This window comes from Nitrospira sp. BLG_1, from assembly GCF_047338595.1.
Taxonomy (GTDB): Bacteria; Nitrospirota; Nitrospiria; order Nitrospirales; family Nitrospiraceae; genus Nitrospira_D.
The window spans coordinates 1-12,284 of record NZ_JBLFBO010000018.1 but is presented as its reverse complement, the minus strand read 5'-3'; the positions used below and the strand labels follow the sequence as shown (position 1 = coordinate 12,284).

At 59.7% G+C, this 12,284-nt stretch carries 8 protein-coding genes; 5 read left to right on the top strand and 3 right to left on the bottom strand.

Annotated elements, in window-relative coordinates; translation table 11 throughout:
* Position 1: 1 nt before the first annotated feature.
* Genes ACMTNU_RS13485 through ACMTNU_RS13465 form a run of 5 tightly spaced genes read left to right on the top strand, consistent with a single transcriptional unit; the run spans position 2 to position 9,813 of the window.
* A complete protein-coding gene (locus ACMTNU_RS13485; protein WP_413935778.1) occupies positions 2-1,195 on the top strand; it encodes a DUF4157 domain-containing protein in 1,194 nt (397 codons plus the stop codon).
* The gene (locus ACMTNU_RS13480) at positions 1,192-1,626 is read left to right on the top strand and encodes a hypothetical protein (protein WP_413935777.1); all 435 of its coding nucleotides are present in this window, start codon (positions 1,192-1,194) and stop codon (positions 1,624-1,626) included. The genes ACMTNU_RS13485 and ACMTNU_RS13480 overlap by 4 nt, the downstream gene beginning before the upstream one ends.
* A 26-nt stretch (positions 1,627-1,652) precedes the next feature.
* Positions 1,653-8,237, top strand: coding sequence for a DUF4157 domain-containing protein (locus ACMTNU_RS13475; protein WP_413935776.1), 6,585 nt, complete (start codon positions 1,653-1,655; stop codon positions 8,235-8,237).
* Complete coding sequence (locus ACMTNU_RS13470; protein WP_413935775.1) at positions 8,234-8,776, top strand: hypothetical protein; 543 nt, start codon at positions 8,234-8,236, stop codon at positions 8,774-8,776. The genes ACMTNU_RS13475 and ACMTNU_RS13470 overlap by 4 nt, the downstream gene beginning before the upstream one ends.
* Positions 8,777-8,829: 53 nt before the next feature.
* Entirely contained in the window at positions 8,830-9,813 is a 984-nt protein-coding gene (locus ACMTNU_RS13465; RefSeq protein WP_413935774.1) for a pentapeptide repeat-containing protein, read from the top strand.
* Between the two features lie 48 nt (positions 9,814-9,861).
* On the opposite strand, the gene ACMTNU_RS13460 is transcribed toward ACMTNU_RS13465, so the two are convergent.
* The 3 genes from ACMTNU_RS13460 to ACMTNU_RS13450 all read right to left on the bottom strand — a co-directional run.
* Positions 9,862-11,223 (bottom strand): sigma-54 interaction domain-containing protein, encoded by a 1,362-nt coding sequence (locus tag ACMTNU_RS13460; protein WP_413935773.1) that lies wholly within the window; start codon positions 11,221-11,223, stop codon positions 9,862-9,864.
* A 571-nt stretch (positions 11,224-11,794) separates the two neighbouring features.
* Positions 11,795-11,938, bottom strand: a complete 144-nt coding sequence (locus ACMTNU_RS13455) for a hypothetical protein (RefSeq protein ID WP_413935772.1) — start codon at positions 11,936-11,938, stop codon at positions 11,795-11,797.
* 12 nt (positions 11,939-11,950) lie between these two features.
* A partial coding sequence (locus ACMTNU_RS13450) for a hypothetical protein (protein ID WP_413935771.1) occupies positions 11,951-12,284 on the bottom strand: 334 nt, incomplete at its 5' end.

The following is a 12,284-nucleotide window of genomic DNA, read 5'->3' as shown; positions in this document are numbered from 1 at the left end:
CATGGCACAGCACGGCTTTTCACCCAAGTCCCCGGAATCCTCTCGCAATCAGAACCGACCAAATGCTGGTCGAGCTTTCGCCCGGTTTCGTCGTCGTAAGCGAAGTGCTGCTCAACTCGACAACCTGACGGCCCAGGCGCATGAAGGGCGAGAGGGTTTGGAGCAACAGGCAGACACGGCGGCAGACCGCATACGCAAAGGCGACCGGGTTCGACTGGGCCAAGGGAGCCCGACGGCCAGCACCCTCACACCTCCCCAAGGTGGAAGGCCGCTACACCCCGAAATGCGCGAGCTGGCCGAACGAGGTCTGGGCCTCAATGCCGAGGCAATTCGGGTGCATGCCGACCGTGATGCTCAGCTAGCCGCCGGAATGCTGGGTGCGCGCGCCTTCGCAGATGGCGCCCATATCTGGCTCGGTCGGGGCGAGCGCGAAGACGATGGTGATCTGATGGCCCACGAGCTGGCGCATGTCTCGCAGGGCATATCTGGCCTGCATCTGCGTTCGGCGACCTGGATTGAGAGACGTGCTTGGCTTGCCTTCTTTGATCATTACCTCCCGCGCATGTTCCTTGACAACTACATGGACGATACGGGCACACCGATCACCTTAATGCCATGGGATATGATAAATGTTAATCCCATTGTCAATATTAGGCGCAGCCCGGGATTCGCCTCCGAGTTGACAGCGTTGCAGACACAGGCCCGGGTATCTAATGCAGCCGGTAAACCAGCACCGGCTAGCAAATACATCGAAGTGAACGGTCCAGGACAAGCCCTAACCAACGGCACTTTGGGCAACTTCACCATACAGTACAAAGGTGTGCTCACGGTAAATTCCGACGGCACTTGGATCTTCACCGGTAGCATGGAGTTCTACGACGTGTGGGACTTTGATCCAAAACCATTTGGAACTTCTGGACGTTCGACGGCGGGGGAAGTGAAGACACGGGTAGCAGCAGTCTTTCTGCCCGGCAAGCCGTTCGAAATCTTCAGTGTACCATCACCCTGCATACAGAAAGACAGCGACGCAGGGGCACTTTGGTTTGGGGGGACGCCGCAACACGTCGGCGATCAGGCCGGTCGGGCTGGTGTCGATGTCGAAGTGGGAGGTGCTGCAAGCTCAGTCGGTGGACCGGAAACCGAAGTGGGTGGTGGTGAAGTCGGTGCTCAATCAGCTGAGGATCTGAATCCATGACTTCTAAAAGCCGCGGTGGTTTGTTTGCCTTTTTTGATCGGCGAACTGCTGCGCGTCTGCTGGGAGCGCCACTTCCCAGATCTGCACGTGACGTACGGTACCTCTGTTGGCAACCGAGCGGCGACCTCGCGTACCAGGAGGCATTGGTCCGTTTTGATACGTCTATGAACGACTATCAGGCTTTCGTACTGGCCCGTGGCCTCACGCCCTTCTCGGTCAGCGGACCCAATGTGCATCTGCCGATTGACTGGTCGTCTCCTAGAGAAGTTGCTGCGCCAGATTGGTGGCAGCCTTCAGCCAAGACACCCGCCGATGCGGCCAGCGGCCAGTTGGGCGTGTATGGCTCCATCGCTGTGAAATGGGAAAATGGTCGTGCCTACGCCCTCATCGTCGACACCGGCCATCGCGCGCCAGCGAGTCCAGGCCCATGATGCTCCCACATTGAACGAGGCTACCCATGGCGGGAGCGACCACCGTTACCCAGCAAAAGACCCGCTCGTCAGCTCCTGATGCGAAGCGTCCGGTCACTACCAGTACACGGCAGGCCTCGCCCACTGCGTTCCACACGGCCGGTAATCTGCAGTTACAAGGCGTACTTTCGGGAAGCCTTCGCCATGGCAACCTCAACGGCGACAACCCCAATGACCCACTTCAACAGAAAGCGCTAGAACGCAGCGCCAGACCGGGAACCCTCCGCAATCACGGGATAACGTCACTCGAGCAAAACAACCGTCAATCAGCAAATTCCCCTCGTCAATCTTCCTCCCACTCGGGCTTCGGTTCGAATCTCGTGTCAACACGCACAGAACATGGTAACGCCGTAACGCCTGTGCAGACCAAATGTGCCACCTGCGTGGCAGAGGAGGCGAGTACAGAAGGACAGCCGGTGCAGCTGTGGGATTGCACCGATCTCACCGAGCCCACCTGCGTGCAGAGCAAGCAAGCTATGGCGGAACCACCCATGCAACGTGCCGCCGAAACTGAGGACGAGCAGCGCGAAACGGAACCGGTGCAATCAAGGTGTGCGGCCTGCAAAGCCGAAGACACGATGGTAGAAGAGCAACCAGTGCAGGCGAAATGTGCAACGTGCGAGGCTGAAGGTGCAGCTGCCGAAGAAGAGCCTGTACAGTCGAAATGCGCAGGGTGCGATGCAGAGGAAGCGGGTGCCGACCAAACGATCGAGCAAGAACCAGTGCAACTGTGGGATTGTACCGATCTCACCGAGCCGACCTGCGTACAGGCAAAGTGCACGGATTGCCAGGACGAGGAGCCAGTCCAACAGGATAGGGCCAAGGCACCGGTCCGCAGCGCCACCTTAATTCATCGTGAGGCCAAACACGGCCTGAGCAATGCGAGTTCGCCCCTCCCCCATGCTGATCGGATACAGGCCTCGTTTGGGCACCACGATGTCTCGCACGTGCGCAGCAGTATGGGCGGCGCCGCTGAAACTGCCAACCGGCACATAGGTGCCCTCGCCTTCACGTCGGGGCCTCGCATCGCCTTCCGACAGTCGCCGGATCTCCACTTGGCAGCGCATGAGGCAGCGCACGTGATCCAGCAACGCCAAGGCCTGAGTCTGCCGGGCAACGTTGGACGCGCTGGAGACCGTTGGGAGCAACATGCGGATCGTGTCGCTGATGCAGTGGTCGGTGGTCGATCGGCTGAAGAGCTCCTTGACGAAGTCGCCAGGCCAAACCCTTCTGGAAGACAGACCGGCGCCAGTGGTGGGAATGTCGCGCAAGAACAGATAGTGCAGCATCGCTTCACGTCCGGCGCGACTCATCTGATCGAACCGCCTCCGCGGGTCCCCGCAATGTCCACACCGAGTGCCAAAGGCAAGGGGAAAGAAGCCGCTTCTGGCAAGGCCACTGGACCACCGGATGGTGGTGAAGCAGGCATCGCCCTCGAAGCCGCCAAGGAAGGGGGAGAAGGAGAAACACCACCAGTCGGAATCACGGTGGACGGAGCCGTACCCGCCCCGGGTGGTACCGGTACACCGGCCGCTGCAGGCACCCCACCACCGGCATCGGCCCCAGAGGCGCCAACGGCCCCGGGTGGTGGTGGCGGGATCAATGCGCCGTGTTACAACGTCGACCCGCCACCGCCACCCGAAAACGCACCGGAACCCAGCTCGGACGAACGGTCCGGCGAGTCACAGGAAGAACCTAGAGTCACTTTCGACGCGTGGCAACCCGAGCCCGACCAGTGTCCTCCAAGAGCGATGACCCAAGGCGCCCAGCAGGTGGCGGGCAGTATGGGTCCTGCTGCAGCGCCTGCGGCTGAGGTAGCTCCGGCGGCCGGTGGCGCCGCACCAGGTGCCGCAGTCACACCACTGGCCGCCGCCAAGAGTTCCGAAGGTAGTAGCACCTCGGCTGGTGCTGCAAAGGCCGAAGCCGAGCCTGGTGCAGAAGCGCCCGGCTCGATGAGTAGTTCCATAGGCAGTGCGGAAAGCGGGCGCGACGGTGCTGTGATCGAGTATGAAACCGAATCGGGTGGCCTGGACGCCGTACTCATTCGTGCCCGCAACTTGGAACAAGGCGTAACCTTTACACCGGGCGGCGAAAGTGCTAAGCGGGACAAGGCAGTCGAGCAGGTGCAGTCCTTCATGCGTGGAGTGGCCGAGCAGGTCGCCGGTGCCGTGGCGTTTGCGCGCGAACAGGTCCCCGCACGACTGGGCGGCTTGGCCGAGGCTACTAAGGCGAATATACAGGCCGCGATCGAAAGTGAAAAACTAAACATTTCTGCGCGCATCGTACAGGCTCGATTACAGGCGATGATTGCGGCGCAAATGGCACGCGCCCACGTTCACGCTGAGTATGCAAGCAACGTCGCGCTAATCGAGGTGGAGACGACAGCCGCCATTGCCGCGCTCGATGCGCAACACATATCGTCGCTCGACCAGGTCGATCAAAAGGAGACTACGGGCCTTGAAGACGTAACCTCCCGCTTCGCGACGGGTCGTAAGCAGCATGAGGACAAGGGACCCGAATATTCGAATCGCGCCATCACACGCGGACAAGAGCACGCCCACCAATATGAGCGATGCAAAGGCGATTACAGCGACGACGGATTCTGGGACGGCTGCCTCACCGTACGCCGTGCCAAAGCCCAACAAGATGCGGCCTGCAAGACCGCGGCCGGGTACAAGAAAACCTTTCTCAGAACGGCCAACAAGAAAGGCTACGATCTCAAGGAGCTGCGCACGCAATATCGCTGTGCGGTGATCGAGGGAGCGCGCCAGGTCAATAAGACCCTGGATGACACTCATGACAAGCTCGTTTCGGGGCTCGAAAGCGGACGCAAACAGGCACTCGAAGGGCTCGGATTCGCGCGTACCCACAACCTCGCTGCGATCGACAAGGCACTGGCGACAACAGTGAAGGCCCTGTCTGCCCAGGAACACGCTCAGCGGCAGGCAGTCAACGACGCCGGCTATGTGAATCAACTCTCTATCGAGCAGTTGGCCCATGCGAGCGCCGCCAACCTGGCGCGTGGCATCTCGGCGGCGATGGATTCGCTCGACCAATCACTCACGGGGTTGCGCGAACGCATCGCCGGCAGCGAAGTTCCCGATCCGGCGACGCTCGCGCAAATCCTAGCCAACATCGAGACCTCGCTCGGCGGTGGCATGGGCACGCTGCTTGGCACGATGGAAATGGGCGCGGCCTCGGCGGAGGGATCGATCGCCAATTCGGGTGCCGCGGCCCTGAATGGCTTGGCGGGAATCACTGCGCAGAACGATGAGCTCAGCGCCCAGTCGGAGAGTGGCTTCGGCAGTCAGATGAGCGGCTTGATGACCGGCGCGAGCCGCGCCTTCGGACAGCTCACCAAGAACCACGTCCAAAAGGCCAAACAAAGTGCGACCGAAGGGACGACCGCCATGAAAAAGGCCGTCGCCGGCTTCGACAAATCGCTAGGGACTATCGGTGGCAAGATCGACGAGGCGCTCGGCAAATCACTGAAAGGGTTGGAGAAGGAACTGAGCGACAAGCTTGGTGAGCTTGACGGCCAGATCGCGCGTGAGGCGTGGAAAGCCGCGGAGAAAGAGCAGCCTGCCTGGAAGAAAGTCCTCGCGATTGTCCTCATCATCGTGGTCATCATCGCGGCGGCGGTCATCAGCATCGTGACGCTGGGCGCGGGGGCAAGCCTATTTGCGGTGATACTCGTAGGTGCCCTCGTTGGCGCGGTGAGCGCGGGTCTGATTCAGATCCTCAACAACTGGGCTTCGGGCGAGACCTGGCACGAGGGTCTTGTCACCGCGATGGTCATGGGGGCGATTGGCGGTGCCATCGGCGGTGGTTTAGGCTTCGCGGGTGGAGCCCTTGCCTCGGGCGCAGCGGCGGCGGGGGCGCGCGCAGTCACGCAGCTGGCCATCACGGTGACCTCGGATCTCGTGGCGGAAGGGCTCACACAGACGTTCGGCTACTTCGCCTTCGGCCAACAGTTCAACTGGCAGGGGTTTGTGATGGCCGGTGCTATGTCTGGCGTGAGCTTCCGGGCCCACCCCAGCACACCACATCCCCCCGCAGCCCATGCCCCAACGCCGCACGCCGCCACACCACACACGTCCACTCCCCGTGCTGGTGCGCCGCACGCTGAGGCACCGCCTGTCCTGGCACCTCGCGCCCCGTCACCAGCTACGCGCGCTGGCGCGGCAGCGGCGCGGCGCGGGGCAGTCGGCCAGGTGGCCGGTGGTGCACTTGTTGGCTTGGGTATCGAATTGGCGGCATCGGCCATCACCGGAGAGAAGCTCGATCCCACCCGCATCGCCTCCGCGGCGGCCTCGGCAGCAGTGGCAGCTCGCATATCGCGTATGCACGGTGGTAGAGCCCCAGAACCCCGTCCTGAGCTGACCACTCGCGCGGGCCGCGCCCTTGAACGCTTCCGCACTTTCGACCCCAGCGGTGTTGGCGCTCGGCTTGGAGAACGCCTCGAAGGTTTCGGCGGGCGCATGTTCGGTGCGCGACCAGAAATCGAGTCGCCGTTAGCGAGCCGGGCACAAGTTACTGACGAACCACCCACCTCGCTGCGCGAGGAAGCCCTAGAAACCGGCACCAGGCCCCAGGCGGCGGAAACAGAACCCTCAGCTGTGCCACGCCGTGGAAGTATCGAAGCGTCAGAAGGCGAAGGCCTGTTCCCACGCTTAACGGATGCTGAAATCGAGGCTGCGATCGCGAGGGCGGAAGCAGGACCTTTGGTGCGAGTCGAAGCAGGCAGCTTGGGTGCTGACACACGCCCCGCGCCATCGCGTGCTACAGGAGAAGCAACGTTGCAACAACGCCAACGCGCTGGCGCACTCCAGGATCAGGCGAACGCTCTGATGGCAGAAGCTAACGGTCTCGTGAATCGAGCCATCAGTGTAGAAGAGCAGGCGGGTCTAGCAGAAGCCTATAACCCACGTCGTGCACGTGCACTTCGTGAAGAAGCCGCTCGCATGCTTGACAGGGCGGCTGACCTTGAGCAACGTGCCAGCGCCGTTCGCCGCGAGGCCGAAGAATTCGCGTCAGGTCGTCGCTCCGCCACTGAAGACCTCCCTGGTCCAGAAGATATCGAGACGATGTTCACGGGGCTCCAAGCCGAAGCTTCCGGCCTTGTTCGGGTACCACTATCCGACGTCGAACGGAACCCAGCTCTGTTGCCTCGCCTAGTTCGCCCCTTACTGTCTGGCGAAAGTGGCGGGCGCATGGTTTTCCGTGTCGAAAGTGAACGCAGCCGTAGCTTGGTGCATGTCGATGCTCAGGGAAACGTGCGCGTGGAAGGCGGGGCAGCTGCACATCTCAATTTCGGCTCCTTCGAGCGCGCGGTCGAATTCGTGATGCAGAACAGCCAAGGTAATGCACGAATCATCCGCTTCGAGGTGGACGAGAACTGGGTGCGCGCTGCCCGCTCTGCCGCCATCCCTGAACACGAGACTGCACCGCTACCGGGTCGCCAACCACGCTTAGTCGATGTTCGCTTCGCTGAAGGGCAGCTGGAAATACCTGGCAGTCTGATTAATGAACTGAACCGTTTCATTCTCCCGGGCAGCGGCGTGGTTCACGACATACCTGCACCCAGAACCTCCGGTACGCCGGGTGGGTCTGCGCCGCCGGTTGAAACGCCAGCTGACGCACGGCCGCGGCCGACCGAAGAAGGCGTTGTGCCACGTGTGCGCCCACGTGAGCAAGAAGGTGCGGCGCTACACCCACGTCGATCCGAGGGTGGACCACTTCACACGCCACGTGGTGAACAGCCCACGATACCGGTGCGACGTTCGTCGCAAGAGCTAATCGACGATGTAGAGCGGCTCCGAGGAACAAGTGGCGCAGATTCCGAGATTCTGACTCAGCTCAACAGCCTCCGCAACGCAATTGAAGAAGTCGAGGCGCGCCTCGGTAGTGGCGAGATCAACGAATACCAGGCTGCGCGAGCTAGAATGAGGCTCCAGGAAGAGCTTGAGTTCTTCAATCGATGGGCACAGGAAGGTGATCTCCGATGGATTCGCGGTTCAGAAGTGGCGTCCCCCGAGCTGCGGGATTGGGTCGGGCGCCAACAAACCGCGAAGGGCGAACTGCTCAAGCTTACGGAGGTCACACGAGGGCACGAGCGTTGGCTCGACTGGATGGAGAGCAGAACCAATGCTGAGATGAGTCCCGGGAATCCTCATATTCTGCACCGCGAGAATCCTCGCAAGATCGAGATTCTTGAAGAAGTGCTTCACCATGTGCAAGACATGGTGCCTGATTTCGAGACGCGTTTCCCGTATCCGGTGTATGAACTGCACGTCAAAGACTTCATGATTCGTCATCATGAACTATTTGGGTTGACTCCTCATGATGTCGAGACTCTTCAAAGGCTGATGAAGATCCAAATGGCTAGTGGAACCGACACCCAGGGCCGGCCCCTTGTTCTTCCCCGGTCAGCGGAGGTACCTGTATCAGAATTGCCGCACACGATTGGACGAGATCCCTTCCTGGATCTATCGGTTGACGACATCCAACAAATGATGCAGCGTGAGATCGACGAGGGTTTGGACTTGAGAACTTCTAGGGAGACACAATGACTGCCAGCACCGAGCCATATCTTCAGATCCATTCGATCGGAACAAAACTTGCCTTGCGCGACATGATAGCTCACCGGAGCATTCGCCCTGACACCTATGATGTCCATATCGGCGATGAGTGGGTTAAGTTGTACGCCGTAGAGCCGCGCATCGAAACGGGCGGACGGCCCATCCGCGCCGTCGAACTGTATGGACTCGGATCCGCGGCTGAGCCGGTCTTGCGCTTGGAAGCACTCCTGCTTACGGACGGCGGGCCGCTGCAGCTGAAGGACGCCGCAGGCGAGATGTTCGAAATAGCTTTCAAGAAGCTGCGAAGCGCTCTCTGTATAATGGGGGCATTCCTAACTGAGGGCAAGCAGCAAGAGTTCGAATGTCGGCTCAGGATTTCAGAGGGCCAAGAGATCCTCGGGTTTGCGATCGAAGACGACTGGCGTGGCAGGCGCGCACTCTCTCTCAGGGAGCTGACCTTCGAAGCCAAGATCGCCCTTATCCACACTGTGGCGCAAGGACAGGCCATCATGCTTGAAAGGATACCATAGGTTAGTACAAGTGCGCTCGGCTCGGCGATTGGTAGACTGGCGGAGTACCCCAGATGATTAAAGAAACCGTGGCGGACATGCTCAAGTCCTACCAGGCAACTTCCCGTACTGCACGCAATATCATGCTCAAGGGAGCGAATTTGGGCGGGCTACGCTTGGCGGGCTTGCGCGCCGACGGCCTCGATCTTGAAGAGGCTGATCTGCGGGAATCTTCCTTAACAGAGGTGAAGTGGAAAGGCTGCATCCTACGTGATGCGCGCCTGGACGCAGCGGATTTGACGGACGCGGTCTTGCGCCTGTGCGATCTGGATGGAGCACGAGCGAACGGCGCAACCTTCGTGGGGGCTCGCATCGAGAACTGCAGAGCACGCGGCGCGCGCTTCGATGGCGCCGACCTGACAGGGGCCGTGTTGACCGATACGGATTTTTCCCGTGCCAGCTTGCGTGGGGCGAACCTCGAGGGTGTCTCGGCGTCAGGCGCCGATTTTCGCGGGGCCGACCTGCGCGGCACCCGGCTCGGAAACGCTGAACTTGTCGATGCGGATCTGCGCGGGGCCGATCTTACCGATGCCGATCTCACGGGAGCCGACTTACGGGGGGCTGATCTCCGTGGCGTTGTGGGCGAGAATTTGGCGCTGCCGAAGGAGGCTGAGGCGACGGCAGAGCTGCCTGTTGAGTTCAAAGCTCTTGCGGGCACTATGGCCCCCATTGTCGCTGAAATCCTCCAGACGGCTGGGCGGCAAGGTGTCATCGATGTCGAGACAACCGCGAAATTGACTGAGGAGGTTGCTGCCCTACAGCGGTCTACCTCACCGAGAAACAGGCCCCATGACGATACGCTGAAGGCCGTGACCAAGGTTCTTGAAGCGCTGGGCGATGATGCGGTGCCCAGACTATTGACTATGCTCAGGCAGCCGAACAAGGACAGCCCGCCGCCTGAGGCGATGGACCTCATCCGTCGGCTTAGGCAAGAACTCAGGATGGATGAATCGGCAACTGTGGACGAGGTCCTCGAACGGCTCACGAAGGGTTCATGAATTGAGAAGACGGCGACAGGCAATGATGGTTCTGCCTCAGTCGATGGCTTAGTCAGAAACGAATTCTCCTCGATCGATCCCATACTTTTTCATCAGCCGCCCGAACACACGCCGGTCTTTGCCCGCCTGCCGCGCTGCTTCGGTGACGTTGCCGGCAGCAACAATTAACATCCTGCGAAGATAGTCTGCTTCGAACTCCTGCAGCGCTCGCCGTCTGGCGTCTTTAAAGAGTGCTTCCTGATTCATTTCCGTCGCCTGGCTGTCACGGGAAACACTGACACAGCGAGGATCAATGCGAATGACAGGATCATCGGACAGCATGAAGGCCCGCTGAATCACATTTTCCAATTCTCGCACATTCCCCTTCCACGGCTGAGCTGATAACCAAGCGAGCGAGGGCGCATCGAACCGGCGTGGGCCCGTCCCGTATCGCGTGCAGAGCTTGATAATGATGTCGTTCACCAATGCGACGATGTCCTGTTTGCGTTCGCGCAGTGGCGGCAAGCGGACGAAACCGACGTTGAGTCGGTAGTAGAGATCCTCACGGAAGCGTCCGTCGCACACACAGTCCCATAGGCATTGATTGGTCGCAGCGACGAGTCGAACATTAGCCCGACGCGGCCGGGTCGATGCGCCCAGGGGACGATAGTGCAGGTCCTGCGCGAAACGCAGCAGAGTCGCCTGTCCCTTTGGCGAGAGACAGTGGACTTCGTCAAAAAACAGCGTGCCGCCATTAGCCTGAGCGATGACTCCATCCATCGGACCGTGGGCGCCGGTATACGCCCCGGACACGTGCCCAAACAGTTCGTTTTCGATGAGGGTGTCTGGTAGTGCAGCGCAATTGACCGGCACGAAGGGCTGGCCGCGGCGGGGCCCCAGGTAGTGCAGCGCACGGGCAAACAGTTCCTTGCCCGTCCCCGATTCGCCCTCGAGCAGCACAGGCACCTCGTACCGCGCAAACTTCTCCGTCAGCCGCAATGCCGACAGGAAACAGTCTGAACAACCTACCAAACTCAGATCCCGAATGACGTCGGCACTCACCGACTGACCGTTGGGGGCATTCTGCTCATCGTTCAGTGCCTTCACCCGTCGCAAGCGAGCGGCCAGTTCGTCCTCACAGCAGGGCCACGCAATAAAATCGATGCAACCCTTCAGCAGCACCTCATACAGCTCTGTCGTGGTTTGTCTAAAATTGAGGAGAGTCCAGAAACTCGGGTCCCAGAAGAAAACATTCATCCCAGGCCCCCGACGCATGGCAACTCCGACCGTCAATAGATTGTTGGGACAGAAGCGATCGCCAAACGGAATAACTTGAGGATCCAGATCACAGTTCCGCAGCACGCGCTCGAAGTCGGTGAGTGACGCAGGCGTGAGCGGCGGAACACCTGTGAGAAGTGCAGTGCAGGCCATGTCTGCTCTCCCGTGTCGGCAGAATCCTATTGGAAATCACGAAAACGAAAACTGATTATGCGCAGCGACGCGCCACTTCGAGTGCACTCAACACACTGGATGCAGTGTGACTCTCACGGGCTCTTTTCGGACACACGCTCCGACCGGACAACTTGCTGTGCGTCATCTCTTAAACCAACTCCATATGAAAGTAAACCTACTAGACATCGATCTCTACAATGTCTCGCATCTTTCAATATCCTCAGCAAGAATGATGCTTGACCGTCGCGGTGTTTCTTCACTTAGACTCGACAAGTATTTTGATGTGAATTCAATTTGGTAGATAGGTGGGGACGGACCGAAGGTTTCACGTGTATCCAATTCGATTCACTATGAATCGAAAAAGATACGGCGATGAGGAATAATAACTGTTTCACAATGAAACACTTTGGTCCGCCCGGAGCTGCTTCGGAACCATGGTTTGGCTGTGCTGATCAAGAGAGAAATGAGGTGTGGCTAAAAACTCAGGAGCAGATGCAATTACGACTCGTGTACTGGCAACACCGCGCCAATGATCAGAGATCGCACGGGCTTATTTCTGCATGACCAGCTTCTCCTTCCCCTCCAGCAGTTTCTGCAATTCTTCCACATAAATCTCCGGCAGCAGATTCGCATCATTGAGAAGCGCACACATCGTGTGCCGATCGTCTTTGCCGTTGTCTCCTAATGGTGTCAATGGCAGAACGTCTCATCGTTCACGGTCCTTCCCTCGTTCCCTCTCAGTCTCCGGAGTACGATCAGGTGCCTCGAGATAGCGCACGAGATCCACGGCCAGTTGTCGGTCCTCTCCGCGATCCGATCGTGCGAGCGACTTCATGACTTGTTGGTAGTGATGCATCACCTCGCGCTGTTTTCTCGGCAGGTGCGTCTGGCGTTGCTGACGATCAAGCACCTTTGCCTTGGTCGTACGATCGCGGAGATGTTGAACCCTCCATCGTTCATGCGTGGTGCGGTGAATCCGGCTCGTGGTTTGACCCCGGTTGTCAATAGTGGACGCCATGAATGACAGTCTCACGCCGCCG